We start from the raw sequence: 24,192 nt of genomic DNA, 5'->3' as shown, positions 1-24,192 counted from the left end.
TCTCGCGGCGGTGAATCGTTTCAATTCGAGGGCCTCTCTCCTCGTTGAGCGAAGGTCTGCGGAGGGGTGGCCGGGAACGCGGGCCACGGGAATCTTGGGGACGCGCCGCCGCGCTGGGCAAGCGTTTGTCCGATACCGGACGCGCACCCGGCGTCCGCCCAGGTCAGCGGGCGGACGGGGATTCACGCGTCTGCACTAACATGAACCGGAGGTCCACGGCGTCGCGAGAGGAACGGTCGGCTGAACAGGGTCACGATTCGCGACGTCGCCGAGCTGGCGAGGGTTTCGCCGGCATCGGTGTCGAACTACTTCCACAAACCGCGGAAGCTGTCCGACGGCACGAGGCAACGGATCCAGCAGGCCGTCGACGCGCTCGGGTTCGTCCCGAACGACGCCGCCCGCACCCTCCGGACCGGGGTGAGCCCGGTCATCGGCTACATCGCCTTCGAGCTCGCCGGCGCCACCACGCCCGAGATCGCCGCGGCGATCGAGCAGCGCGTGTCGGCCGAGGGCATGTACATGCTGATGGCCAACGACACCGGCTCGGAGCAGCGCGAACGCAGCTACCTGCAGCTCTTTGCGAAGCAGCTGGTGAGCGGGGTGATCATCGCCCCGGTCGGCAACGTCGAGGCCGAGCTGGCGCGGATGCGCTCCTTCGGCATCGCGAGCGTGCTCAGCGCCCGCCGCGCCGAGTCGCCCGAGCAGGCGTCGGTGTCGATCGACCACGTCGCCGGCGGCAAACTCGCGGCGGCCCACCTGATCGAGCAGGGCAGCAAGCGCATCGGATTCGTCTCCTCCTCGCTCGAGCTGAAGCAGGTGGCCGACCGGCTCAACGGCGCACTGTCGGCGGTCCACTCGGCTCCCGGCGTCACCCTGGAAGTCATTCCCGTGCCCGAGCGCTCGGTCGAAGCCGGCATCGCCTGCGCGGACGCGATCGCGCGACGGCCGGCCGCGCAGCGTCCCGACGCGCTGTTCTGCGCCAACGACCTGCTCGCCATCGGGGTCGTCCAGGCGTTCGTGTCCTCGAAGGTCGTCAGCGTGCCGGCCGACATCGCCGTGGTCGGCTACGACGACATCGAATTCGCCCGGTCGACGATCGTGCCGCTGACCACCATCCGGACGCCCCATGCCGAGCTGGGCACCGCGGTGGCCGACCTGCTCTTCGCCGAGATCGACGCGCTCGGGTCGGCCGGTGGCCGGGACGGCGTCGTGCTGCCCCGGCCGCAGATCGAGTTCTCTCCCGAGCTGGTCGTCCGGGCCTCGACCGTCCCGCAGTGATCTTGTCTCCACCACCGCGCTGCTCGGTAGCATCATTAAATCGTTTTACCTCAGGTCGCGTTCGGTCTTGACAGTCGTAGGAGGTCATGTGGTGTGATGCCTCCGCCGTCGGAGGTAAAACGTGTTACCAGTGGCGGTGCGCTGCTTCGACGAAGAAGGAGATCTCATGGCCGAGACCACCGCCCGCCCGCCTGCCGGGCTGGACACCAGACACTGGATGCTCGCGATCGCCGCGGGCATGGCCTCGCTGCTGGACTCGGGTGCGATCATCTCCGTCGGGCTGGGCCTCGCGTTGTGGAAGAAGGCGTTCGACCTCGACGTCTGGACCGTCGGTGTGCTGGGCTCGGCGCTGACCCTGTTCATCGCCGTCGGCTCGCTGGCCGGCGGGCGGCTGGCCGACCTGGTCGGCCGCGGCCGGATGTTCTCCCTGACGATCCTGCTCTACGCCGCCGCGGCCACGGCCGTCGCGCTGGCACCGAACGCGTCCGTGCTGGTGGCCGGCGTGATCGTGCTCGGCGTGGCCGCCGGCGCGGACCTGCCCACCTCGCTCGCGGTGCTTTCCGAGCGCGCTCCGGAGGGCACGCAGGGCCGGCTCGTCGCGTTCACCCACGTCATGTGGACGATCGGGGTCGTGGTGGCGACCCTCCTGGGCTTCGCCGTCTCCGGGCTGGGAGTGCCCGGCATCAGCATGATCTTCGGCCTGCTCGCGGTACTGGCGGTCGCGACGTTCGCCTTCCGCGCCTTCTACCCGCCGTTCCACCGGCTCGAGGAGGAGGCCCTCGAACGGCACGCGACGGCGGGCATCGACGCCGGCCGGGCCATGCCGCTGAGCAAGTTGCTCCGCAACCGGACCTCGCTGGTCCTGATCGCCCTCACCGCGCTCTTCTACCTGTTCTTCACCCTCGTGGCGAACACGTTCGGGTCGTTCAAGACCTACTTCCTCGTCACGGTCGGCGGTACGACGCAGACGACGGCCACGGGGCTGTCGTTCGGGACCACCTTGATCGGGCTGGTCGGGACGATCGTGTTCACCCGCATCGCGGACACGAAGTGGCGCAGCCGGTTCTTCGCGGCGGGCGTGGTCGTCTTCGTCGCCTGCCAGCTGCTGATCGCCGTCACCGGCGGGGTCGTGCTGCCGGCGATGATCGCCGCCCTCGTGCTCTACAACGTCGCCTTCCCGTTCATCGGCGAGGCGCTGTACAAGATCTGGACGCAGGAGTCGTTCCCGGTCAACGCCCGCGCGACTGTGCAGGGGTTCACCATCGCGATCGCCCGCTTCCTCGCCGCCGCCTTCGCGCTCGTCACGCCCGCGCTGATCGCGTGGAGCCCACGGGGCCTGTACTTGCTGCTGGCAGCCTTCGCCCTGGTGTCGGGAGGCGTCGGCACGGTCATCCTCCGCCGCCTGCGCGCTACCGCTTCGCCGGTCCCGGCCACCGCCCGCACCACCCAGGAGGTTCTTTGATGACGAGCGGCCCCGCCGTCACCGTCCGAGCTCCCCGCATCGGCTCGGGCGAGCCCTTCTCGCCCACCTCGATGCCGAGGCTGTCGTGGAAGACGTTGTCCCGCGCGCGGAACTGGCGTCAGGCGAGCGCCGAGATCGAGCTGGTCACCGCGGAGGCGCGCGGGACCGCGTCGGTCGACGGGGATGAATCGGTCTTCGTCGAGTGGCCGTTCGCGCCGCTGCGGCCGAGGGAAACGGCCGCCGTCCGCGTGCGGGTCCGAGGCATCGACGGATCGGTTTCACCCTGGAGCGACTTGGCCGAGGTGACGGCGGGCTTCCTCGACCCGGGGGAGTGGTGCGCCGGGTTCATCGGGTCCGGTTCGGACGAACCCCACCTGCTGCGCGCGACGTTCGAGGTGCACGGCGGTGTCCGGCGAGCTTTCCTCTACGCGACCGCGTTCGGCGCCTACGACGTCCGCCTCAATGGCGCTGCGGTCGATGACGCCGTGCTGAAGCCGGGCTGGACGAGCTACCAGTGGCGGCTGCTCTACGACGTCAACGATGTCACCGCGCACCTGTGTCAGGGCACGAACACCATCGGGATCGAGCTGGCGGGCGGCTGGTACACGGAGGACTTCGGCTTCCGTGACGCCGCAAGGAGGTTCTACGAAGGCCACCCGGCCGCGGCCGCACAGCTGGTGATCGAGTACGAGGACGGCACCAGTACCACGATCACCACCGACCAGCATTGGCGATGGTCGCCTGGCCCGGTCGTCTCGGCGAGCATCTACCAAGGCGAGTCCTATGACGCGCGTCGGCACGCCGAGGACTGGAACCCGGTCGCGCTGGTCGACGTGCCGGACGTGCGTCCGGAGCCCCGTGCAAGCCCGCCCGTGCGCGTGATCGAGTACCGCGAAGTGGCGGACGTACTGACGACGCCGTCGGGCCGGACGATCCTCGACTTCGGCCAGAACCTCGTCGGGTGGATCAAGCTGACCGTCACCGGGCCACGCGGGCACACCGTGACACTGCGGCACGCCGAGGTCCTGGAGCACGGCGAACTCGGCACCCGGCCGCTGCGCAACGCGGCAGCCACCGACCACTACACCCTCAGCGGCGACGGCGAGGAGACGTGGGAACCCCGCTGGACGTTCCACGGTTTCCGGTACGTCGAAATCGAGAACTGGCCGGGCGAATTCTCGCCGTCGGCAGTTTCGGCCGCTGTCGTCCACACGGACATGCCGCGCACCGGCGGCTTCTCGACGTCGCACCCGGTGCTGCAGCGCTTCCACGACAACGTGGTCTGGGGGATGCGCGGGAACTTCCTGTCGATCCCGACCGACTGCCCCCAGCGCGACGAGCGTCTCGGGTGGACCGGCGACATCCAGGTCTTCGCCCCGACCGCGTCGTTCCTCTACGACTGCGACGCCTTCCTGCGCTCGTGGCTGGAAGACGTCATGGCCGAACAGCGCGCGGCGCACGGCGTCGTGCCGATGGTGGTGCCCGCGGTCATCCCCCAGGTGCCCGGCCAGCTGCAGCCGGTCGCGGCGTGGGGTGACGCGATCACCGTCGTACCCACGGTCCTGCACGAACGGTTCGGTGATCGGGACGCGCTTCGCTTCGAAGCGATGGCGTCGTGGGTCGACACGGTGACGGACCGGACGGACGGCAAGCTGCTGTGGGAGGAGGGCGTCCAGTTCGGCGACTGGCTCGACCCGGACGCCCCACCCGACCAGCCCGGGCAGGCCAAAACCGACTCCGGGCTCGTCGCGACCGCCTACTACTACCGCTCGGCGAGCCTCACCGCGCAGGCCGCTCGGCTGCTGGGCCGGGACGACGACGCAGGCCGTTACGGCGACCTCGCGGCGAGCATCGCAGACGCGTTCCGAAACGCTTACGTCACGCCGTCCGGCCGGATGATGTCGGACGCGCCGACGGCCTACGCCCTCGCGATCGTCTTCGAACTCGTTGATGGTCAACAGAAGGCGGCGATGGGGGAGCGGCTGCGCCACCTCGTCCGGGCGTACGGCTACCACATCGCGACGGGTTTCGTCGGCACGCCGATCATCTGCGACGCGCTGACGGCGACCGGACACGCCGACGCGGCGTCCCGGCTGCTCGTCCAGACCGAGTGCCCGTCGTGGCTCTACCCGGTGACCATGGGCGCGACGACCATCTGGGAGCGCTGGGACTCGATGCTCGAGGACGGCTCGATCAACCCGGGGCAGATGACGTCGTTCAACCACTACGCGCTGGGCGCGGTCGCCGACTGGCTGCACCGGTGCGTCGCCGGCCTCGCGCCTCTCGAGCCTGGCTACCGGCGCATCCGGATCGCCCCGACCCTGCTCGACGCGCTGGACGACGCCTCGGCGTGGCACGAGACGCCGTACGGGCGGGCGTCAGCCGGGTGGTCTCGCGTGGACGACCTGGTGCGGTTCGAGATCGAGGTGCCGCCCAACACCCGGGCAACGGTCCGGCTTCCGTCCGGTGTGGAGCACGAAGTAGGCAGCGGAACCCACACCTGGGTTGAGAGCCACCCGCGCCCGCGCCGCACGCGCACGGCTCTGGGTCTCGACAGTGATCTCGCGACGATCATCGACGACGTCGAGGCGTACCAGGCGGTTCTGGCGGCGATCGGCTCGATCGACCCGGATCGTGCTGCCGCATTCCGCCGCACGACCCGATGGACGCCGGGACGTCAGCTGCGCGATCCGCTGAGCCACACCCCGCTCGAGATCGTCGAAGCCATCAGCAAGGCACTGGCCGCTCTTCCGACTGGAGATCTCGGGTCCACGGCGTGACCCGGCTTCGAGGGTGGATGGCGTTCGGATCCGCCTGCATCGGCGAGCCTTTTGCTGTGCGCACATCACGGCCTCCAACGATCGCCCTGTCCACCCGTTCTGGCCAGCCTGCGGCTCGGGTTCGTCAGGGCACGCGCGATACGGTGGTGCCATGGGTTCGCCGCCGCTGGTCTGGTACGCCAGCTATGGGTCCAACATGTATTCCGCGCGGTTACGGTGCTACCTCGAAGGAGGAACGCCGCTGGGCGCCCAGCGCAGCTACGTCGGATGTCGCGACCGTGGGCCCGCGCGACGGGTCGCGGCAAGCGAGTTTCCCGGCGGGGTCTACTTCGCGACCGAGTCGCCGGTCTGGCACGGTGGCCGGGCGTTTTTCGACCCGGAGCTGACGGGGCGGGCGGCGATGCGGTCGTACCTGGTGACTGCCGGGCAGTTCTCCGACATCGCGGAGCAGGAAATGTACCGCGAGCCAGGCCCGGACCTGGATTTGAGCACCGTGTTGCGGACAGGCCGCGACAAGCTCGGGCCGGGGCGCTACGAGACCCTGCTGTACCTCGGAGATCTCGGTGGCTATCCCGTCCTGACGTTCACGGCACCTTGGTCGGCGTCGGAAATCGAGAAGAACCCGCCATCGGCTGCCTACCTGGCCATGCTCGTGGGGGGACTGCGGGAAGCACACGGATGGCCTCTGTCGAGGATCGCCGAGTACTTGTCGCCGCTGCCCGGGGTGCAGGGGCATTGGCCGGCGCAGGAGATCGCCGACCTGGCTCCACGCATTGATCCGTAGCGGGCCGGCGGCGATGTGCGCCGCCCGCAGCGGCCAGGCGCACGAAATCACGGCTCGCGCCTTGAGTGTTGCGCCGTCGCCGAGCCGGCCGATCGCAGCCGATGACGCGTCGTGGTGATCGACTTGCGCAGAGCCGGACTCGCAAGCCCTCGGAGTCCGCCCGAGCGGCTACCCGGTCGTCAACAGTTCCGACGCCGCTTTCGTGGACGCGGTCGGAGGTTGGGCGACGCAAGCGTCAATGGGACCGCTCGAGCACCGGCAGCGGGTCGCGCAGGTGGTCTCGGCTGCGCCGTGACAGATACCCGAATAAGTCTCTTACCTGGAGTCGGTCGTCGCCGATGCCGACCAGGCTCGACTCTTTCCGATCTGGCCAGACGGCAGGAGTGGCTGGTGTGGGCGGCGGTTCAGCCCGGTTCCGCCGGCTCTTCGATCGTTCGGCTTCCCCCAGGCCTGCACATCGACGTTGGCGTACTGGTTCGCTGAGCACTACGTGATGGACGAGGCGTGTGGTTTGATCCGGACGTGAGCCGTGCCGGGGAGGAGACCAACCGTCGGATGCTGCGGGCCCGCGACACCATGGACCGCGACTACGCCAAGTCGTTGGACGTGCCCGCCCTGGCCCGGGTCGCGCACGTCTCGGCGCCGCACTTCATCCGGACCTTCCGGGTCACCTTCGGGGAGACGCCGCATCGGTACCTGCAACGGCGGCGGGTGGAGCGCGCCATGTTCCTGCTGCGCTCGTGCGACCGGAGCGTCACCGACATCTGCCTGGAGGTCGGCTTCACCAGCCTCGGGACCTTCAGCCGGACGTTCCGGGACATCGTCGGCGAATCGCCGACGGCCTACCGGCGGCGCGGCCCGCTGGCCGGCGTGCCGACCTGCTTCGCCATGGCGTGGATGCGGCCGCGGAGCTGACCGGGACGATCGTTTCGGATAAGCGTCCCGGCGTGCTCCTGCATTACCGTCGCCGCCATGCTCAACGCAATCACGATCTCTCAGATCTTCGTGCTCGACCAGGACGAGGCACTCGACTTCTACGTCGGCAAGCTCGGCCTGGAGGTCAACACCGACGCCGACCTGGGCTTCATGCGGTGGCTGACGATCAACGTGCCCGGTCAGCCGGACCGCGAGATCCTCTTGGAGAAGCCCGGCCCGCCCCGGATGGACGAGGCGACGGCGGACCAGGTCCGGGACCTCCTGACCAAGGGCGCGATGGGCGGCTCGCTGTTCTTCGCCAGCGACGACTGCCGCAAGACCTACGAGACGCTGCTGGCCAAGGGCGTCGAGTTCACCGACGAGCCGACCGAGCGTCCGTACGGGATCGACTGCGGCCTTCGCGACCCGTTCGGCAACAGCATCCGGTTCAGCCAGCCGTTGTCCGGCTCCTGAGACGCAGGGGGAAGGTCAGCGCAGCCAGCGCAACGCCGCATCGACGCAGTCTTCGGGGCTGCTGTTGAACGCGATGGCCGCGGCGGGTGCGTGCCGGCGGACCAGGTTGACCACTCGCTCGAAGAGCTCGAGCAGGGGCTCGTGGGTGCGGATGCCGCCTCCGATCACGACGCAGGCGTAGGTGTGGCCGGTCAGCGCCTCCGCGACGGCTTGCTCGGGGCGCTCGTCGGGGGAGACCAGGCAGTAGTCGGCCGCGATGGCGTGATCGTCGAACCGGGCCCGGCCGCGGGCGATCGCGGCCTGGACCGGTTCGGGATCCCAGCCCTCCAGCCGGACGGGGTCGAGACCGATGACCAGCACTCGTGTCATCGCCGGGACGATACGCCGGCCACGGCCGGAACCATGGTTGCCGGACGACGCGGCGTCCGGCGACCATGGTGGGCATGTCCGATGAGCCGCCCGCCGGCATCCCGCCGCTGGCCGGGGAAGACCACACCTGTGCCGAGTGCGGACTGTCCTATTCCACGTTCACGCTCGACGCCGCCCGGGCGATCATCGGTTCTCTGCCCGGTTCGGTGGATGCCGTGGCCGGCCCCGCGCCCGGGCCGGCGCTCCGGCGCCGGCCCGCGCCGGAACGCTGGTCGGCGCTGGAGTACCTCGTCCACCTGCGCGATGTCTGCGTGACGTACACGATCCGGTTGCACCGTGCCCGCACCGAGGACCGGCCCGTGCTCGAGCCGATGCTCAACGACCTGCGCGCGCGACGTTTCCGCTACAACGACCGCTCCCTCGACGGCCTGCGTGACGAGCTCGCGGCCTGCGCCGCGGGGCTCGGCGAGGAGATCGAGCGGCTGACCCCGGTGGACTGCGAACGCATCGTGACCCGCCTGCCGGGCGAGCACCGCACGGCCCGCTGGCTGGTCCGCCAGGCAGCCCACGAGGTCACGCACCACCTCGAAGACATCAGGCACTGCTTGACCGAGGTAGCCCCTCGGCCGGATGATCCAGTCTGATTTCGGCAAGTCGGATCGGCCTCGGTCAGGACTTCTGATCCGGCCAACCACATGTCGAGCCGTGTGCGCGCCGATGATGACGGAGTGGTGGGAGGTCGAGGCGAGGCCGGGACCGGCGACTCAGGGCCGGTTCGCGCGGGGTGAAAGTTCGAGCAGGTCCGTGTCACAACGACCGGTGATAGCGTGTCGGCGTGGCGGGGAGCCGGATCACGGTGCAGGTCGGCGAGCGGCAGCTGACGCTCTCGAACCTCGAAAAGGTGCTCTACCCGCGCCACGGCTTCACCAAGGGCGAAGTGCTCGACTACTACACGCGCATCGCGCCGCTGCTGCTGCCGCACATCCGCGACCGCGCCATGACCTTCGTGCGGTTTCCCGATGGCGTCGCCGGCGGCTCCTTCTTCGAGAAGGACGTCTCGCGCCACGCGCCCGACTGGGTCCGCACCGCCCGCCTCACCGTCGGCGGCGGCCGCGGCAAGGACCCCGAAGTCCTGGCCTACCCGCTCATCAACGACCTGCCCGAGCTCGTCTGGGCCGCCAACCTCGCCGCGCTCGAGCTGCACGTCCACCAGTGGACCGTCGACGCCGACGACGAGCGGAGCACACCCGACCGGCTCGTGTTCGACCTCGATCCCGGGCCCGGCGCGACGGTGGTCGACTGCTGCCGCGTCGCCGAGCGCCTGCACGACGTGCTCACCGCCGACGGGCTCACCCCGGTGGCGAAGACCAGTGGCTCCAAGGGCATGCAGCTCTACGCGGGCGTCGTGACGACCGACGGCGGCGAGACGTCGCAGTACGCGAAGGCGCTCGCCGAGCGGCTCGCCGCCGAGACGCCGGACCTCGTCGTCGCGCGGATGACGAAGACGCTGCGGCCGGGCAAGATCTTCATCGACTGGAGCCAGAACAACCCGTTCAAGACGACGGTCGCGCCGTACTCGCTGCGCGGGCGCGACGAGCCGACGGTGTCGACCCCGGTCACCTGGGACGAGGTGCGCGCCTGCCGGCACGTTTCGCACCTCAGGTTCACCGCCGACGAGGTCCTCGAACGCGTCGATGATCTCGGTGACCTCTTCGCCGAACTGGACCGGACGCGCGTTCCGATTCCGGCATTCGGCTGAATTTCGGAATTCGCAATTCCGCGGGGAAACCGCACCGCTTCCGGAGGTGGCGGCCGACGCGGCCGCCCAAATTGCGAAATGGCGGGCTCGACCAGGCGATTCGATCGTCCCCTGTGGACCGCTGCACGTGCAGACGGCCGTGTCGGTGCACGGCCCCGCCGGCCGACCTTGATTCCGTTGTGCACCAAGCTGGACGAACTGGGTACGGTCTACGCGTAAACCACCGTCTTGAGCCGCCGGAGCCGGTCATGAGGATCCAGAAACCGCCGCGGCTTTCGCGAGCCTTCGGCCGTTCTCCGTCGGGTGCGTTGTGCGAGCCGTTCTCGGTCACGACGTCGTTCCCCGGTGCTCGGACCACGCTCGTCGCGGTGGTGGGCGACATTGATCTCGCGACCGTCACCATTCTTGTCGAATGCGCGGAAACCGCGCTGCAGACCGGCGGCCCACTCGTTGTCGACCTCGGCGCGGTGACGTTCTGCTCCGGCGTCGGCCTCCGGGCGCTGCGGCGGGTGCAGCAGCGCGCCGACGACGCGGCCGTCCCGGTCGTGTGGGTGGTGCGGACACCGGCGGTGTGGCGGGTGCTGCGGGGGACCGGCGTCACCGGCTTCTCCTGCTACCGGGATCGGGCCGACGCGCTGGCGGCGGTCGGCTGATCCGCTTCGACCGGCCGGGCAGGGTGCGCGGCCGGGCTCCGGTAAGAAAGGAAACGGGTGTCCGTCCTGATCGACACCGATCTCGAGTTCTGGTTCCAGCGCGGCCTGCGCGCGTACCTCGGCGAGGTGGCCGGGGCGCTCGGCCTCGGCCTCGAGTCCTGCACCGTGGACGTGGACGTCCCGGTGTCGGCCTACGTCGCGGTGGACGGGCGGCTGCGCCGGTTCCCCGACCGCGACGTGGCGCTGCTGTGGGACGAGGTGCACGGCTGGGCCGTCGCGGTCGAGGCGGCGTGCGGGGAGGAGATGATCGTGCTGGCCTACCTCGGCGGGTCCGACATCCTGCCGCCGTCGCGCGCGATAGTGCGCTTCCTGGCCGCGTTGCGCGCGGGGGAGCCGGAGCCGGACGGGCCGGGTACACCCGTGCTGCGCCGCGCCGGGAGTCACCAGGAGCTCCTGCCGTTGCTGCCGGCGGGGTGACGCGGCCCCGGTCGATCCTCCACACTGGAGCGATGGGGACGATGCCGGACGCGGTGGCGCCGATGCTGGCCGTCGACGGGTCCCTCCCGGACGACGACCGCCACGGCTACGAGTGGAAGTGGGACGGCTTCCGGGGCTGCGCCCGGGTCGCGGACTCCGGCGAAGCCCGGATCACCAGCCGCAGCGGCAGCGACCACACCCACCGCTACCCCGAACTGCAGGACGTCTTCGCGCCCGCGCTCGGCGGGCACGCGGCGGTGCTCGACGGTGAGGTCGTCGCGCTGAACGCGGCCGGCCGCCCGGAGTTCGAGCTGATGCAGCGCCGCGCGATGCACGAAGCGACGGCGACGCTGCGGGCCGAGGTCCCGGTCGTCTACTTCGCCTTCGACCTGCTGCGGATCGGGACGGAGTCGCTGCTGGACCGGCCCTACGAGCAGCGGCGCGAGCTGCTCGCGGAGCTGGTCCGGCCCGCCGACGGCCGGCTCGTGGTGCCGCCCTGGTACACCCGCGCCGACATCGCGCCGGACCAGCTGCTGGCGACCGCGGCCCAGCACGGCATCGAGGGCGTCGTCGCGAAGCGGCTGGACGCGCCGTACCTGCCCGGTGCTCGTTCGCCGTCGTGGACGAAGCGCGCGCTGACGCAGACGCGCGAAGTGGTCGTCGGCGGCTGGCGGACCGGTGCCGGCCGCCGCGCGGGCACGCTCGGCGCGCTGCTGCTCGGCGGGTACGACGACGACGGCTCGCTGGTGTACATCGGCGACGTCGGCACCGGGTTCACCGACGAGGCGCTCGACCACCTCCGTGACGTCCTCGGGCCGCTGGCCCGCGCGAAGTCCCCGTTCGCCACGGAAGTGCCGCGCGATCGCGCCCGCGGCGCGCACTGGGTCGAGCCGGACCTGGTCGGCGAGGTCGTCCACCGCCGCGTCACGCCGGATCTGCGGCTGCGCCACACTTCGTGGCGCGGCCTGCGTCCGGATCGGACTCCCGGCGAGGTGCGCGTGCCGAAACCGACAGGAGCGCTGTGACCACATCCGTGCGTCTGGCCGAGATCACCGACGAGAACCGGGACGTGGTGTGCGCCCTGCGCGTGCGGCCGGGCCAGGAGCGGTTCGTCGCGTCGGTGGCGAAGTCACTGGAGGACGCGGCGACGACGCCCGAAGGCGAGCCCTGGTACCGGGCCGTCTACGCGGGCGACGAGCCGGTCGGCTTCGTGATGCTCAGCTGGGACGTCCCGCCCGGCCGGCCCGGCATCCTCGGGCCGTACTACCTGTGGCGGCTGCTCGTCGACGGGCGGCACCAGGGCCGGGGGATCGGCCGCGCGGTGCTGACCGAGGTCGTCTCGCTGGTGCGGGCCGACGGCGCGACCGAGCTGCTCACGAGCCACCAGCCGGGCGACGACGGCCCGGGCGCGTTCTACCGGAAGTTCGGGTTCGCGCCGACCGGGGAGATCGACGACGGCGAGATCGTGGTGCGCCTCGGGTTGTGATCGCCGTCACGGCCGGTCACATCGGTCCGGCGGGCGGAGTCGTGGGGGTGACGGACCCGGAACCCCGGGGCCCGCGATCCCCGGAGGAGTTCCGATGTCCACCGCTTACCTGATCGTCACGCTCTTCGCCGCCGCCTTCGTCGCCTTCTCGGCCGTCTCGGTCTTCACCCGCGCGAAGTGGGTCGTCGAGCCGATCACCTCCTACGGCGTGCCGGAGGCGTGGTGGCCGTGGCTGGGCACGGCGAAGGCAGCGGGCGCGGTGGGCCTGGTCGTCGGCCTGTTCGTGCCGCCGATCGGCATCGCCGCGGCGATCGGGCTGGTGCTGTACTTCCTCGGCGCCGTCGTGACCGTGGCCCGCGCCCGGTCATACGGGCACCTGGCGTTCCCGGTGATCTATCTGGCTCCGGTCGTCGCGTCGCTGGCGCTGCTGTCCTGACCGGCGAGCCAGGTGAGGGCGTCGGCCGCGTGGTCCAGCACGGAGATGTGGCCGTCGCCGGGGGTGAGCCGGAGCTCGGCGCCGGGGATCCGCTTCGCCAGCCATTCGCTGTGCGTGGCGGGGATCATCCGGTCGTCGGCGCCGTGCACGAGCAGGACCGGCGCGGTGATGGCGGCGAGGTCGCAGCCCCAGGGCTTGACGGCGGAGAGGTCGTCGTCGATCAGGCCGACGGCCCCGAGGGCCGGCCGGACGACGTCGTTGAGCCAGGACCACGACCCGTTGAGCGCGGCGAAGTCGGCGTCGGTGAAGACCTCGGGATCGAACTCGGCGGCGGCTTCGTACTTTTCCTTGGCGGCCCGTCCTTCGGCGGCGGCACGCAGGGAAGCGGCACTGGCGGCGGCCATGCCGTCGAACCAGGCATCGGCCTCGAAGGGCGCGACGGCGGCGAGGATCGCGACGGCTCGGACGCGTTCGGGGAGCAAGGCGGCGGTGGCGAGGGCGGGCGAGCATCCCCCGGAGTGGCCCATGACGGCGAAGCGGTCGACCCCGAGCGCATCGGCGACGGCGGCCGCGCACTCGGCGGCGTCCCCGACGGTCCGGTCGGGCAGGGGAGTGGAGGAGCCGTAGCCGGGCCGGTCGTAGGAGATCCACCGGACGCCGAGCGTTTCGGAGAGCGGCCGGAGTGGTCCGGGCGGGGCGCCGAGGTTGGGCGTGCCGTGGTGCCAGAGGACGGTGAGCCGCGCGGGGGCGCCGGTGTCGTAGACGTGCAGGGTGCGCCCGTCGGGCAGGGCGAGGTCGGTCTCGGTGACGTTCACCGGGCCAGCTTTCCGGCCAGCCAGGCCAAGGACAACGGGTACCGGTAGTCGATCGCCCCGTGACCGGCGTCGAACAGCTCGAAGTGGATCCGGTCCTCCGCCAACCCCGCCTTGACCACCTCCGCCCGGAACGCCTCCGCGCCCACGTCGAGGAAGTACTCGTCGCTCGTGCCCGCGTCGATCCACACCGCTCGCCACGAGCTGACCGCCGCGGCGCGCGAAGGGACCATCCGGACCGGGTCCCAGTCCAGCCAGCGCTGCCACACCTCCGGCCGCAGCACGCCCGTCGCCGGGTCGAACGGCAGCTCCGGCGTTCCGTCCGGGCGTGCCGAGAAGCACGCCGATACCCCGAGCAGCTGCAGCAGCGTCGCGTCGACGGCGTCGGAGAAAGCCGGGCGGGACCGGAAGTCCGCCCACCACGCCTGGATGTCCTGGTCGTAGCGGCGCAGGGCGCGGACCGCCTGGCCGAAGTCCGGGACGTAGCACAGCTCGTACAGCGAGTCGCCCGCGTGCGTCGCCAGGGCGCCGAACAGGTCGGGGCGCAGCATCGGCGTGATCATCGCGCCGAACCCGCCGGACGACTTGCCCGCGATCGCGCGGGATTCGCGGTCCGGGATCGTCCGGTAGTGCGCGTCGAGCCACGGCACGATCTCGTCGCACAGGTACGAGTGGTAGCGGCCCGTTCCCGGCGAGTCGACGAACTGCGAGCCGCCGTACGCGGTCCACGCGTCGACGTACACCACGACGCAGGGCGGTGCGCCGCCGGCGAACACCGCGTCGGCCGTCTCGACGAACGGCTGCCGGAACGGCGTCCGGTTGGCCCACATCGACAGGTGCCCGGTGTAGCCCTGGATCACGTACACCACGGGGTATCGCTCGGAGCCGTCGTCGTAGCCCGGCGGGACGTACACCCACAGGGGCCGTTCGTGCGGGTCGCCGAGCGGGTTGTCCCGCAGCAGCGCGGAGTCGACGGTGTGCCGGTCGAGCCGGCCGGCGAGGTCGCCGTCCCAGGGCAGCATGCCGCCAGTCAACCACGGTTCAACCGGTTGCACGGGCTAAGCGATACCTCTTTTCCGCGCGTAGCGTTGAGCCGCTTCGCCCCGACCTCCGTGTTATGGGCACGGTGGTGGGTTAGGGGAATGCGGGGAAGACCATGAAACATCCGGGGCCTTTGTTCACTCTGCTCGCCGGTGTCGTGCTCGCCGGCGGGATCGGAATCGTCAACGTGGCGACGGGAACCGGCGTCGCGCCGGTGGCCGGCGCCGCCAACGCGGCGAACGTCGCGAGTTCGTCCGCGCCGCCTCCGACGACGTCGGCGGCGGCGGCGCCGAAAGCCGAGGCGCCCAAGGCGGATGCGCCCGCGCGGGCGGACTACGCGGGGCGCGTCACCGGCGGCGGCGCGTCCGTGGCGGTGTCGGTACGCGACGGCCACGCGATCGCCTACGTCTGCGACGGCAAGAAGGTCGAGGCCTGGCTGCAAGGCGTGACGGTCGGCGGGAAACTGGACCTCAAAGGGGCGAAGAACGCCAGCTTGACGGGCAGTTTCGACGCCGCGTCGGTCACCGGGACCGTGACGGCGGCCGGCAAGACCTGGCAGTTCAGCGCACCCCCGGCGAAGAAGCCCGCGGGGCTCTACCGCGCGGCGCCGAAGGTGAAGGGCAAGACGGCCAAGGTCGGCTGGATCGTGCAGCCCGACGGCAGCCAGGTCGGCATCCTCACGACGGAAGACGACTCGACCGCCGCTCCGGTGCTCGACGCGGCCGGCGGCACCGCGACCGTCGACGGCGCGCGCGTGACCGCGGAGCCGGTCAGCGGCCTGGCCGGGAACGGTGACTTCTGATGACCACGGCCGGCAACCGCGCCGGGGCCGCGCTCCTCGTGCCGCTCGGCGTCGGCGCCGTCGTCTCGGTGGTGCTCGGCGTCTACGGCAGCCTGCACACGCCGACCGGCGTCGCGGTGAACGTCGCCGGCTTCTCGAGCCCGATGGCGGTGAAGGCGTGGCTCGCGACGGTCGTCGTCGTGCTGGCGATCGTCCAGCTGCTCTCGGCGCTCGCGATGTACGGCAAGCTCGGCCGCACCGCACCCGCGTGGGTCGCGCCGGTGCACCGCTGGTCGGGGCGGCTGGCTTTCCTCGTGTCGATCCCGGTGGCGCTGCACTGCCTCTACGCGCTCGGGTTCCAGTCGTTCGACACCCGCGTGCTGCTGCATTCGCTGCTGGGCTGCTTCTTCTACGGCGCGTTCGTCGCGAAGATGCTGCTGCTGCGCCGGGACGGCGCGCCCGGCTGGTCGCTCCCGGTCCTCGGCGGCGTCGTGTTCACCGCACTCGTCGGGCTCTGGCTGAGCGCGTCGCTGTGGTTCTTCACCCAATCGGGCTTGACGTTCTAGGGGGACGATCGTGCGCAACGAGGACATGGACCCGGTGGTCGCCCGCCGGACGGCGCTCGCGGCGGTGGGCGCCGGGCTGGTGGCGGGCTGCAGCACCTACGGCGGCAATTCGGGCTCGGGGACGTCCGCCGCGGCACCGCCCCCGGCGGCCGGGACCGAGCTGGGCGCGACCGGCGACGTCCCGGTCGGCGGCGGCAAGGTGTTCGCGGACAAGCAGGTGGTGGTGACCCAGCCGGCGGCGGGGACGTTCGCGGCCTTCTCGGCGATCTGCACGCACCAGGGCTGCACGGTCGACGCCGTCGCCGGCGGCACCATCAACTGCCCGTGCCACGGCAGCAAGTTCAAGATCGCCGACGGCTCGGTCGCTAACGGCCCGGCGGCGCAGGCGCTGGAGAAGAAGAACGTGACCGTCGCGAACGGCAAGATCACATTGGCCTAGAGTCGCGCGTGGCAAGTCTGTCGACGTTCGGTCGCTGGAGCCAGGGCGCTCGCCGAGTCGAGCCCGGGCCCGGCTCGGTAGCCCGGACCAAAGGTCTTGAATGAGTCATTCAGGACCTCCGAAGACCTGAATGACTCATTCAAGACGTTCGCACTCGCCGTCGCGCTGTCAACGAACCTCGGACGCGCGACACTAGGTGTAGGCCTTCGCGACGGTCCGTCCCTCTATCGTCCACAGTGGACTCGACGGGTCCGGCTCGCCGCGCAGGACCGTGTCGTCGGTGCAGGCGAACCGGGTACCCGGGCCCGAGTCGTCCGCGACGGCGGCGCACTGCAGGCCGTCGTCCAGTGTGAGCAGGTACGGATCGGCGGTGCCGCCGGATTGCGGCGGGGCCGGCAGCGCGCCGGTGTAGGTGAGCAGCACGGCTTTCGTCGCCGAGGTCGGGCAGACCACCCGCGTTCCCGGCGCGGCGAAGCACGGGTCGTAGGTGGTGGCGCCGGAAGTGCAGCGGTAGGCGTCGTGGCGGCCGGACACCGCGGACACCGAGCCGCAGGCGCCGGTCGCCCGGGCCGTCGTGGCGCCGGTCCGGGGCCGGTACTCCACGGTCTGGGTGAACCGCTGCGCGCGGCTGGTGGTGATCGTGGCCGCGAACGCGGGATTCGCCGTCGCGAGATCACGGGTCACCGGCCCGATCCCGGCGCCGAGGAACCGGCGTACGACGTCGCCGCCGTCGAGGTGGCACGGGCCGAGCGCGGCCCACACGGTGGCCGGCCGGTCCTCGGTGTCCTGCGCGGCGCAGGTCAGCGTGCCGGCGGACGGCTCGGGGGCGCCGGTCAGCCCGAACAGCGAGGCCAGGTGGTGTGCGGCCGCGGCGAGCGCGGTGCCCAGCCCGGGGCCGGGCTCGGCTTGGCCCGTGAGCTTCGCCGGGAGGCGCCCGAACGGGACGTCGTAGGTCACGCCGGAGCCGGGCCACAGCAGGTCGCGCTGGCGAGGGCGGCCGAACAACTGCACGGCGGACGTGCTCGCCGCGGTGGTCCGGGCGGTGGCTTCGGGCCAGCCGGCCGGCAGGACGAGCCGGTAGGGCACGCGGGCGTTCGACGTCAGGGTGACGCTCGCGCGGCCGTTGCCGGCGGTCACGCAGGTGGAGATGGGCGTGGCCGAGCCCGGCTCGCCGAGTCCGACGGTGACGCCGTCGGAGCTGGCCGGGCGCCCGGCGCAGTCCGGCCGCGGCGCCGGCTCCGGCACGACCTCGCGCCCGAGCGCGGCGAAGTCGAGCAGTCCGCCCCAGAACGCGCCGCCGCGGGTCAGCTCCGCGACGATGCTCCGGGTCGAAGCGTCGTAAACCGCCGGGACGAGCTTGGTCCCGGTGATGACGACGGGCGCGAACCCGGCCGGCGGCGGCGCGGGAATCGGGATCCGCACCCGCGCTGACGGGCGGCCGTCGAAACTCAGGTCGGCCCCGCCCCCGATCCGCCGGGTCAGGGGCGCCGCGACGCCGGGTTCGGGCGCCGGCCGCAAGGAAACGCGAGTCCCGGCGGGCGCGTCGGCTTCGATCCCGGCGACGGTGACCGTCCCACCCGGACCGGTCGCAAAACGCTGCTGCACCAGGAATCCCGCGGCACCCAGCAGCAGTACGACGACGGCTGCACCCAGTGCGAGCCGGGCCGGCCGGTCGTTCGTGGCCATCGGCACCTCCCAGAACACTTACTCTTCGCGAGTCAGCGGATCGGCCGTGGTCGTTAGCCGATGTGGCCCAACCGTGACCGCGGCGGGCTTACCCTGACGCGGTGGCCGAGCTCGCCCAGGTGAACGTCGCGATCCCGGGCGCGCCGCTGGACGACCCCGCCAAGGCCGGCTTCGCGAACGCCTTCGAAGCCGTCGCGCGGCTCGCCGAAGGCGCTCCCGGGTTCGTCTGGCGGCTGGGCACCGGCGGGCACGCCGTCATCGCCACCTCCGCCGGCGTCGAGGTGGTCGTCAACGTCTCGGTGTGGCGTGACTACCGCAGCCTCCACGAGTTCGTCTACCGCAGCGCGCACGGGCGGTTCCTCCTGCGCCGCCGGGAGTGGTTCGCGCCGACGCCGCAGCCTTCCACCGCCCTGTGGTGGGTGGCCGACGGCCGCCGCCCCACCGTGGATCAGGCCCTGGCGCGGCTGGGGTTCCTCCGGGACCACGGATCGTCACCCCAAGCCTTCTCGCTGCGTCGCCGGTTCACCGTGGACGGACGCCGCGTCCGGTAATCGGTCGCCGCCCGGCGGCGGGTCTGGCACCATCGGTCCGGTGAGCCCGGTCGAGATCGCCTGCGACGAGTCGGGCTCGGAGGGCGAAAACCTCGTCGGCGGCGAAACCGATGTCTTCGCCCACGCCGGCGTCCGGCTGACGCCCGAGGCCGCGCGGGCCTGCGTCCAGGAGATCCGCGCCCGCATCGGCTCGCCCGCCGAGGAGTACAAGGCCAACCACCTGCTGCGCGGCAAGCACCGGCCGGTGCTCGAATGGCTGCTCGACCCCGCCGGCCCGCTCGCCGGCCACGGGCACGTCCACCTGACCGACAAGACGTTCTTCGCCGTCCGGGCCGCGGTCACGCTGCTGGCCGAGCACGGCAACGACGCCATGGCGCGCACCCTCCACCGCGCCGGCCCGGCCGCCTTCGGCGCCGACCGCTGGGCGTACTTCCTCGCCGCGTTCACCAGCGTCCTGCGCCTGAAGCCCCGGCGCGGCGTGACGTCGTCGCCGGAGGAGTTCTTCGCTCTGGCCCGCGAGCTGTCCGGCGAAGGCGAAGCCGGTGAAATCATGGCCCAGTTGAGCGAAGGCGCCGAACGCGTGGCTGCCTACCGCGCCCGGCTGGCGAGCGATCCCGGCCTGATCCCGGTGCTGGACCCGCTGGTCCCCGCGGTGATCCACACCGTCCGCCACTTCAGCGCGGACGGCGCCCCGGTCGCCCTGGTCCACGACGAACAGCTCGCCCTGACCGGCGAACGCGTGCTCCAGCTCAAGGTCACCCTCGGGAACCGGCTGGCCGGCGTCCGGTTCGTCGACTCGCGGTCCGACGCCCGCGTGCAGGTCGCCGACTTCCTCGCCGGTGTCGCCCGCCGGATCGCCTCCGACGCGCTGAACGGCCGCGGCGACACCGTGCTCACCGGCCTGCTCAGGTCCTTTGTGGACGCCGACTCCGTCTGGAACGGGCTCAGCAGCTGATCACCTGCGCCGGCGACGTCGTGTTGTCGAGCCGCTTGACGTACGCGCTCCCGCTGCGCCGCGCGCACGCGGACTCCTTGGCGGCGAACGGCCCGTCGAACACGGCGTACACGTCGGCGCCGTTCACCTGCTGCCGCAGCGAGCCGCAGCCGGTGGTCGGCGTGTGCAGGTACCGCGCGCCCGGGTGGGTGTCGAGGAACCGCTGGACGTCGGCGCGGTAGCGGGCCGGCGTGATGGCGGACCCGAGCACGACGACGTACGAGCCGTCGCACGCCGGCGTGCTCATCGCGGTCGCCAGGCCGAGGTCCGCGCTGCTCGCGACGCTGGTGGCGACGGACGTCCGGACGCTCACCCGCGTGGTCGTCACCGGCGGTGCGGTGACCGGCGGCGCGGCCGAAGAAGTAGAGGCCGGTGCGGGAGAGGTCGGTGCCGGCTGAGCCCGCGTCGAAGGTTTCAAGACCGTGAACCACCCGACGACGCCGATCAGCGCGAGCAGCGCCACGCCGGCGACCAGCCACGGCGCCTTCGACGCCCGCCGGGGCACCTCGGTGGCGGCCGGGGCGACCCGGGTGGCCTGGCGGGTCGGGGGAGCGGCGGGGTGGACCGGGCTCGTGCCGCCGAGCGCGGCCCGGGCGGCGTCCGTCAGCTCGGTGACGCTGCCGAAGCGCTCCGCGGGGTTCTTCGCCATGCCCCGCGCGATCACGGCGTCGAACGCCGCGGGAAGGCCGGGCCGCAGCGTGCTCGGGCGCGGGGGCGGCTGGTGCAGGTGCGCGCCGATCAGCGACGCGGCCGTCGTCGCCGTGAACGGCTTGCTGCCGGTCAGGCACTGGTGCAGCACGCAGGCCAGCGAGTAGACGTCGATGCGGTGGTCCACCGGCGCGTCGGCGAAGCGCTCGGGCGCCATGTAGTCGAGGGTGCCGACCGCGCCGCCGGTGGCCGTCAGGTCGGTGCCGGGGCCGGCCGCGCGGGCGATGCCGAAGTCCACGAGGTAGGCGAACCCGGTCGCGCCGACCAGCACGTTCGACGGCTTGACGTCCCGGTGCACCAGCCCCTCGGTGTGCGCGGCAGCCAGAGCCTGCGCGACCTGCCCGACGACGTCGACCGCCTCGGCCGGCGTCAGGGCCCCGCCCGCGGCCAGCCGGGTGCCGAGGTCGCCGCCGTCGACCAGGCGCATGTCGAGGTAGAGGTGCCCGTCGATCTCGCCGTACGCGTGGATCGGGATCACGTGCGGCTCGCGCAGCCGCGCCACGGCGTGGGCCTCCCGCCGGAACCGCTCCTGGAACTCGTGGTCGGCGGCGAAGTCCGGCGAGAGCAGCTTCAGCGCCACGACGCGGTCGTGGCGCGTGTCGTAGGCGCGGTGGACCTCACCCATGCCCCCGCGCGCGATCAGTGACTCGATCCGGTACGGCCCGAACTGCCGGCTCACGCTTTTCCCTCCCGCAGACACCGGGAAGTCTGCCGCATGTGGCGTAGCGTTACAGCGGATTCTCTGACTATAGTCAGGTAATGGACTCGAACCTGGTCGGGGGCGTCCGCCGGTTCAACCGGACGGTCACCCAGCGGATCGGCGCGCTCGACGACGCCTTCCTCAGCCGCGCCCGGCCACTGGGCGAAGCGCGGGTGCTGTGGGAGATCGGCGCCGCCGGGCGCGACGTCCGTGCGCTGCGCGAACGGCTCGACCTCGACTCCGGCTACCTGAGCCGGCTGCTGCGCGGACTGGAACGGGACGGCTTGGTGCGCGTCGAGCCGAGTGCTGAGGACGGCCGCGTCCGCACCGCCCGGCTGACCGCGGCCGGGCAGGACGAACGCGCCGCCCTCGACCGGCTCTCCGACGACGCGGCCGCCGCGCTCCTCGCCCCGCTGTCCGGCGGGCAGCGCACGCGGCTCGTCACCGCGATGGCCGAGGTCGAGCGGCTCCTGACGGCCTCGGCGGTCGACGTCGCCCCGTGCCCGCCCGGCCACGCGAACGCCCGGTTCTGCCTGCGCGCCTACTTCAGCGAGCTGGCCCGGCGGTTCGACGACGGGTTCGACCCCGGACTCAGCATCTCCGCGGCGGACGAGGAGATGACCCCACCGGCCGGCGTCCTGCTGGTGGCCACGCTGCACGCCGAGCCGGTCGGCTGCGGCGCGCTGAAGTTCACCGGCGACGCACCGGCCGAGGTCAAGCGGATGTGGGTGGCGCCCTCGGCCCGCGGTCTCGGCCTGGGCCGCCGGCTGCTGGCCGAGCTGGAGGCGCACGCGGCAGGTCTCGGCATCCGCGCGCTGCGGCTCGAGACGAACCGCGCGCTCGGCGAAGCGATCGGCCTCTACCGCGCGGCGGGGTACCGCGAGGTCGCGCCGTTCAACGACGAGCACTACGCCGATCACTGGTTCGAGAAGCACCTTCCAGGCCCACGTACCCTGGCCTAGTGCGGACCCGCCCCACCTTGACCTGGACGTCCCCGGACGCGCCGCTGCCCCGGACCTCGAGCCTCGGCGAACTCGCCGGCGTCGTCGAGCGCGGGCGCGTCGCCGTGCTCAGCGGCGCCGGGCTTTCCACCGAGTCCGGGATCCCCGACTACCGCGGCGAAACCGGCAGCCTGCGCCGGCACACGCCGATGACCTACGACGAGTTCGTCACCAGCGCCGACGGCCGGCAGCGGTACTGGGCGCGCAGCCACCTCGGGTGGCGCACCATCGCCCGCGCCGACCCCAACGACGGCCACCGCGCGGTCGCCGCCCTGCGCGACGGCGGGTACTTCGGCGGCGTCATCACCCAGAACGTCGACGGATTGCACCAGGCGGCCGGCACCGCGGACGCCGTCGAGCTGCACGGCAGCCTGGACCGCGTGCTCTGTCTCGACTGCCGCCGCACCAGCCCGCGAGCCGAGCTGGACCGGCGGTTGCGCGCCGCCAACCCGGACTTCGAGGGCGCGGCCACCCGGATCAACCCGGACGGCGACGTCGAGCTGCCGGAGGCCGTCGTGCGCCGGTTCACCCCGGTGCCCTGCGCGGACTGCGACGGCGTGCTCAAGCCGGACGTGGTGTTCTTCGGCGAGAACGTGCCGCGGCCCCGCGTCGAGCAGTGCTACCGCCTGGTCGACGAGGCCGCCGCGCTGCTGGTGCTGGGGTCCTCCCTCACGGTGATGTCCGGCCTGCGCTTCGTCCGCCACGCGGCGGCCGCGGGCAAGCCGGTGGTGATCGTCAACCACGGCGAGACCCGCGGCGACCGTTACGCCTCGGTGCGCGTCGACCTGCCCCTCGGGCGGGCGCTGACCGAGCTGGCCGGACGGCTCGGCTGCGACCTCAGCGAGGATCGCGGCCGAACCGCGTGAGCAGCCGGTCCTGCCGCGACGCGCCCGGGGCGCCCGCCGGCGGGTCGGCGAAGACCCGCGAGTTCAGCGCCAGCCCCGCGAAGATCTCGTCGTGGCTCTCGTCGATCCACGCGACGAGGCCGGGATCGAGCGTGTCGTCGGCGCCGAGAGCGCGCGCGAGGTCCCAGGTGTGCACGGTGCTGTCGGTGGTGCGGACGGCCAGCGCGCGCCGCCCGGTCAGCTTGCCCAGCGGGTAGTCGACGACGCGGTCGAACGCACCTTCTTCGGCGAACGCTTCGGCGCACGCCCGCACCGACTCGGTGAAGGCGGCGACCGGGTCGTCGCCGAGCGCGTCGGCGTCGCGCTGCGCGAGGAACTCGTCGCGCGTGGCGCCGCGCAGGAGCCCGATGTAGTTGAGGTTGCCCCGCGTCATGTGGTTCACCAGCCGGCGGACGTCCCACTCCGTGCACGGCGTCGGCGCGCCCCAGCCGTCGGGCGGTACCGCGCGGAGGTGGTGTTCGAAACCCTTGCTCGCGAGCAGGAAGCGGTCGAGGAGCATGGCGTCCACTCTGGCCCGGCCGCGGTGGCGACGCTCGCGGGAATCGGACGCAGTGGGCGAGCCGGCCCGGACAGGTTGGGGGGAAACGCGCCCGGACCGGCTCTGCGACGGACCTCCACAGCCGGTCGTTGCTCACAAGACGCGGCGGGCGCCCCGGGCGTTACACCGGCTGCAACCCGTTCCACGACCAGTGCGGCATCGCGAGGTCCGCGGGCACGTCGTCCGCGGGCCCCGGGTAGGTGAGGACCTCGGCGACCGCCCACTCCATGTAGGACCGCAGGGCCGCGCGGAACTCGGGATCGGCGGGCAGGCCGGCGTCGTCCGCGGCCCGCACGAAGCACTCGACGAACCGGCGGCCGAGGTCGCTCATGTCGCCGTTGCCGGCGTGCATTCGCAGCATCGCCGAATGGTCGCTGCACTCCTGCGAGAACCGCGGCGGCCCGCCCATCACCTCGGCCCAGTAGCGGGCCAGCCGGTCGACGTGCTGCGGATGCTGCCCCGGGTGCGAGAACGGGTGGTTCAGCTCGGGGTCGGCCAGGCAGCGCTCGTGGTGGGCGGCGGCCAGCGCGAGGAACGCGGGGTCGCCGCCGGCGAAGTCGTACAGCGTCGGACGCACCCGCCGAGCCTGGCACGGCC

At 72.0% G+C, this 24,192-nt stretch carries 27 protein-coding genes; 20 read left to right on the top strand and 7 right to left on the bottom strand.

The window, feature by feature from the left end:
• Window positions 1-240 precede the first annotated feature (240 nt).
• From AB0M59_RS16435 to AB0M59_RS16410, 6 genes are all read left to right on the top strand, one after another.
• Window positions 241-1,278, top strand: a complete 1,038-nt coding sequence (locus tag AB0M59_RS16435; protein WP_364615488.1) for a LacI family DNA-binding transcriptional regulator — start codon at window positions 241-243, stop codon at window positions 1,276-1,278.
• Between the two features lie 166 nt (window positions 1,279-1,444).
• On the top strand, window positions 1,445-2,740 hold the full coding sequence (locus AB0M59_RS16430) for an MFS transporter (RefSeq protein WP_364615221.1): 1,296 nt from the start codon (window positions 1,445-1,447) through the stop codon (window positions 2,738-2,740).
• Window positions 2,740-5,520 (top strand): family 78 glycoside hydrolase catalytic domain, encoded by a 2,781-nt coding sequence (locus AB0M59_RS16425; protein WP_364615218.1) that lies wholly within the window; start codon window positions 2,740-2,742, stop codon window positions 5,518-5,520. The genes AB0M59_RS16430 and AB0M59_RS16425 overlap by 1 nt, the downstream gene beginning before the upstream one ends.
• 151 nt (window positions 5,521-5,671) lie before the next feature.
• The gene (locus AB0M59_RS16420) at window positions 5,672-6,304 is read left to right on the top strand and encodes a histone deacetylase (protein WP_364615216.1); all 633 of its coding nucleotides are present in this window, start codon (window positions 5,672-5,674) and stop codon (window positions 6,302-6,304) included.
• A gap of 555 nt (window positions 6,305-6,859) precedes the next feature.
• Window positions 6,860-7,219, top strand: a complete 360-nt coding sequence (locus tag AB0M59_RS16415) for an AraC family transcriptional regulator (RefSeq protein ID WP_364615486.1) — start codon at window positions 6,860-6,862, stop codon at window positions 7,217-7,219.
• Window positions 7,220-7,276: 57 nt separating this feature from the next.
• Window positions 7,277-7,693, top strand: a complete 417-nt coding sequence (locus AB0M59_RS16410; RefSeq protein ID WP_364615213.1) for a VOC family protein — start codon at window positions 7,277-7,279, stop codon at window positions 7,691-7,693.
• Window positions 7,694-7,708: 15 nt separating this feature from the next.
• Here AB0M59_RS16410 and AB0M59_RS16405 read toward each other — a convergent pair whose 3' ends face one another.
• A complete protein-coding gene (locus AB0M59_RS16405) occupies window positions 7,709-8,062 on the bottom strand; it encodes a hypothetical protein (RefSeq protein ID WP_364615210.1) in 354 nt (117 codons plus the stop codon).
• 74 nt (window positions 8,063-8,136) lie between these two features.
• Between AB0M59_RS16405 and AB0M59_RS16400 the strand changes: the two genes are divergently transcribed.
• The 7 genes from AB0M59_RS16400 to AB0M59_RS16370 all read left to right on the top strand — a co-directional run bounded on the left by AB0M59_RS16400 (window position 8,137) and on the right by AB0M59_RS16370 (window position 12,873).
• Complete coding sequence (locus AB0M59_RS16400) at window positions 8,137-8,706, top strand: DinB family protein (RefSeq protein ID WP_364615207.1); 570 nt, start codon at window positions 8,137-8,139, stop codon at window positions 8,704-8,706.
• Between the two features lie 191 nt (window positions 8,707-8,897).
• Window positions 8,898-9,821, top strand: coding sequence for a non-homologous end-joining DNA ligase (gene ligD, locus AB0M59_RS16395; RefSeq protein ID WP_364615204.1), 924 nt, complete (start codon window positions 8,898-8,900; stop codon window positions 9,819-9,821).
• A 248-nt stretch (window positions 9,822-10,069) separates the two neighbouring features.
• Window positions 10,070-10,474: an STAS domain-containing protein gene (locus AB0M59_RS16390; protein WP_364615201.1), complete on the top strand. Its 405-nt coding sequence runs from the start codon at window positions 10,070-10,072 to the stop codon at window positions 10,472-10,474.
• A 57-nt stretch (window positions 10,475-10,531) separates the two neighbouring features.
• Complete coding sequence (locus AB0M59_RS16385; protein ID WP_364615198.1) at window positions 10,532-10,951, top strand: DUF6292 family protein; 420 nt, start codon at window positions 10,532-10,534, stop codon at window positions 10,949-10,951.
• A gap of 32 nt (window positions 10,952-10,983) precedes the next feature.
• On the top strand, window positions 10,984-11,976 hold the full coding sequence (gene ligD, locus AB0M59_RS16380; protein WP_364615195.1) for a non-homologous end-joining DNA ligase: 993 nt from the start codon (window positions 10,984-10,986) through the stop codon (window positions 11,974-11,976).
• The gene (locus AB0M59_RS16375) at window positions 11,973-12,437 is read left to right on the top strand and encodes a GNAT family N-acetyltransferase (RefSeq protein WP_364615192.1); all 465 of its coding nucleotides are present in this window, start codon (window positions 11,973-11,975) and stop codon (window positions 12,435-12,437) included. Before ligD (AB0M59_RS16380) ends, AB0M59_RS16375 begins: the two co-directional genes overlap by 4 nt.
• 94 nt (window positions 12,438-12,531) lie before the next feature.
• Window positions 12,532-12,873 (top strand): DoxX family protein, encoded by a 342-nt coding sequence (locus AB0M59_RS16370; RefSeq protein WP_364615189.1) that lies wholly within the window; start codon window positions 12,532-12,534, stop codon window positions 12,871-12,873.
• Here AB0M59_RS16370 and AB0M59_RS16365 read toward each other — a convergent pair.
• Together AB0M59_RS16365 and AB0M59_RS16360 are read right to left on the bottom strand one after the other, a co-directional pair.
• Window positions 12,831-13,688 carry an alpha/beta hydrolase gene (locus AB0M59_RS16365; protein ID WP_364615186.1) on the bottom strand — a complete coding sequence of 286 codons (858 nt, stop codon included), beginning with the start codon at window positions 13,686-13,688 and terminating at the stop codon, window positions 12,831-12,833. The two genes, AB0M59_RS16370 and AB0M59_RS16365, sit on opposite strands and share 43 nt — an antisense overlap.
• On the bottom strand, window positions 13,685-14,707 hold the full coding sequence (locus tag AB0M59_RS16360) for an alpha/beta hydrolase-fold protein (protein WP_364615183.1): 1,023 nt from the start codon (window positions 14,705-14,707) through the stop codon (window positions 13,685-13,687). Before AB0M59_RS16360 ends, AB0M59_RS16365 begins: the two co-directional genes overlap by 4 nt.
• Window positions 14,708-14,859: 152 nt before the next feature.
• Between AB0M59_RS16360 and AB0M59_RS16355 the strand changes: the two genes are divergently transcribed.
• Genes AB0M59_RS16355 through AB0M59_RS16345 form a run of 3 tightly spaced genes read left to right on the top strand, consistent with a single transcriptional unit; the run spans window position 14,860 to window position 16,512 of the window.
• On the top strand, window positions 14,860-15,528 hold the full coding sequence (locus AB0M59_RS16355; protein WP_364615180.1) for a hypothetical protein: 669 nt from the start codon (window positions 14,860-14,862) through the stop codon (window positions 15,526-15,528).
• Complete coding sequence (locus AB0M59_RS16350; protein ID WP_364615177.1) at window positions 15,528-16,073, top strand: DUF6529 family protein; 546 nt, start codon at window positions 15,528-15,530, stop codon at window positions 16,071-16,073. Before AB0M59_RS16355 ends, AB0M59_RS16350 begins: the two co-directional genes overlap by 1 nt.
• A 10-nt stretch (window positions 16,074-16,083) precedes the next feature.
• Window positions 16,084-16,512, top strand: a complete 429-nt coding sequence (locus tag AB0M59_RS16345) for a Rieske (2Fe-2S) protein (protein ID WP_364615174.1) — start codon at window positions 16,084-16,086, stop codon at window positions 16,510-16,512.
• A 192-nt stretch (window positions 16,513-16,704) separates the two neighbouring features.
• Here the strand turns inward: AB0M59_RS16345 and AB0M59_RS16340 are convergent, their stop codons facing one another.
• Window positions 16,705-18,198: a hypothetical protein gene (locus AB0M59_RS16340; RefSeq protein WP_364615171.1), complete on the bottom strand. Its 1,494-nt coding sequence runs from the start codon at window positions 18,196-18,198 to the stop codon at window positions 16,705-16,707.
• Between the two features lie 101 nt (window positions 18,199-18,299).
• On the opposite strand from AB0M59_RS16340, the gene AB0M59_RS16335 reads away from it, so the two are divergent.
• Both AB0M59_RS16335 and AB0M59_RS16330 read left to right on the top strand, forming a co-directional pair.
• Window positions 18,300-18,749 carry a DUF3291 domain-containing protein gene (locus AB0M59_RS16335; protein WP_364615168.1) on the top strand — a complete coding sequence of 150 codons (450 nt, stop codon included), beginning with the start codon at window positions 18,300-18,302 and terminating at the stop codon, window positions 18,747-18,749.
• A gap of 40 nt (window positions 18,750-18,789) precedes the next feature.
• Window positions 18,790-19,704 (top strand): DUF3800 domain-containing protein, encoded by a 915-nt coding sequence (locus AB0M59_RS16330; RefSeq protein WP_364615165.1) that lies wholly within the window; start codon window positions 18,790-18,792, stop codon window positions 19,702-19,704.
• Here AB0M59_RS16330 and AB0M59_RS16325 read toward each other — a convergent pair.
• Window positions 19,694-21,130 carry a protein kinase gene (locus AB0M59_RS16325; RefSeq protein ID WP_364615162.1) on the bottom strand — a complete coding sequence of 479 codons (1,437 nt, stop codon included), beginning with the start codon at window positions 21,128-21,130 and terminating at the stop codon, window positions 19,694-19,696. The two genes, AB0M59_RS16330 and AB0M59_RS16325, sit on opposite strands and share 11 nt — an antisense overlap.
• An 80-nt stretch (window positions 21,131-21,210) precedes the next feature.
• Between AB0M59_RS16325 and AB0M59_RS16320 the strand changes: the two genes are divergently transcribed.
• Together AB0M59_RS16320 and AB0M59_RS16315 are read left to right on the top strand one after the other, a co-directional pair.
• Window positions 21,211-22,113, top strand: a complete 903-nt coding sequence (locus tag AB0M59_RS16320) for a MarR family winged helix-turn-helix transcriptional regulator (RefSeq protein WP_364615159.1) — start codon at window positions 21,211-21,213, stop codon at window positions 22,111-22,113.
• The gene (locus AB0M59_RS16315) at window positions 22,113-23,018 is read left to right on the top strand and encodes an NAD-dependent protein deacetylase (protein WP_364615156.1); all 906 of its coding nucleotides are present in this window, start codon (window positions 22,113-22,115) and stop codon (window positions 23,016-23,018) included. The genes AB0M59_RS16320 and AB0M59_RS16315 overlap by 1 nt, the downstream gene beginning before the upstream one ends.
• Here AB0M59_RS16315 and AB0M59_RS16310 read toward each other — a convergent pair.
• Together AB0M59_RS16310 and AB0M59_RS16305 are read right to left on the bottom strand one after the other, a co-directional pair.
• A complete protein-coding gene (locus AB0M59_RS16310; RefSeq protein ID WP_364615153.1) occupies window positions 22,990-23,556 on the bottom strand; it encodes a TIGR03086 family metal-binding protein in 567 nt (188 codons plus the stop codon). The two genes, AB0M59_RS16315 and AB0M59_RS16310, sit on opposite strands and share 29 nt — an antisense overlap.
• Before the next feature lie 160 nt (window positions 23,557-23,716).
• Entirely contained in the window at window positions 23,717-24,172 is a 456-nt protein-coding gene (locus tag AB0M59_RS16305) for a group II truncated hemoglobin (protein ID WP_364615151.1), read from the bottom strand.
• Window positions 24,173-24,192 lie beyond the last annotated feature (20 nt).

This window comes from Amycolatopsis sp. NPDC051371 (genome assembly GCF_040682155.1).
Lineage (GTDB): Bacteria > Actinomycetota > Actinomycetes > Mycobacteriales > Pseudonocardiaceae > Amycolatopsis.
This window is presented reverse-complemented; position numbering and strand designations above follow the sequence as displayed.

Bases quoted from the DNA above. Each gene is read 5' to 3' on its own strand.
- AB0M59_RS16430 (WP_364615221.1), top strand. From the start codon at position 1,445: ATGGCCGAGACCACCGCCCGCCCGCCTGCCGGGCTGGACACCAGACAC.
- AB0M59_RS16425 (WP_364615218.1), top strand. From the start codon at position 2,740: ATGACGAGCGGCCCCGCCGTCACCGTCCGAGCTCCCCGCATCGGCTCG.
- AB0M59_RS16420 (WP_364615216.1), top strand. From the start codon at position 5,672: ATGGGTTCGCCGCCGCTGGTCTGGTACGCCAGCTATGGGTCCAACATG.
- AB0M59_RS16415 (WP_364615486.1), top strand. From the start codon at position 6,860: ATGCTGCGGGCCCGCGACACCATGGACCGCGACTACGCCAAGTCGTTG.
- AB0M59_RS16410 (WP_364615213.1), top strand. From the start codon at position 7,277: ATGCTCAACGCAATCACGATCTCTCAGATCTTCGTGCTCGACCAGGAC.
- AB0M59_RS16405 (WP_364615210.1), bottom strand. From the start codon at position 8,062: ATGACACGAGTGCTGGTCATCGGTCTCGACCCCGTCCGGCTGGAGGGC.
- AB0M59_RS16400 (WP_364615207.1), top strand. From the start codon at position 8,137: ATGTCCGATGAGCCGCCCGCCGGCATCCCGCCGCTGGCCGGGGAAGAC.
- AB0M59_RS16390 (WP_364615201.1), top strand. From the start codon at position 10,070: ATGAGGATCCAGAAACCGCCGCGGCTTTCGCGAGCCTTCGGCCGTTCT.
- ligD (WP_364615195.1), top strand. From the start codon at position 10,984: ATGGGGACGATGCCGGACGCGGTGGCGCCGATGCTGGCCGTCGACGGG.
- AB0M59_RS16370 (WP_364615189.1), top strand. From the start codon at position 12,532: ATGTCCACCGCTTACCTGATCGTCACGCTCTTCGCCGCCGCCTTCGTC.
- AB0M59_RS16360 (WP_364615183.1), bottom strand. From the start codon at position 14,707: ATGCTGCCCTGGGACGGCGACCTCGCCGGCCGGCTCGACCGGCACACC.
- AB0M59_RS16350 (WP_364615177.1), top strand. From the start codon at position 15,528: ATGACCACGGCCGGCAACCGCGCCGGGGCCGCGCTCCTCGTGCCGCTC.
- AB0M59_RS16340 (WP_364615171.1), bottom strand. From the start codon at position 18,198: ATGGCCACGAACGACCGGCCGGCCCGGCTCGCACTGGGTGCAGCCGTC.
- AB0M59_RS16320 (WP_364615159.1), top strand. From the start codon at position 21,211: ATGGACTCGAACCTGGTCGGGGGCGTCCGCCGGTTCAACCGGACGGTC.
- AB0M59_RS16310 (WP_364615153.1), bottom strand. From the start codon at position 23,556: ATGCTCCTCGACCGCTTCCTGCTCGCGAGCAAGGGTTTCGAACACCAC.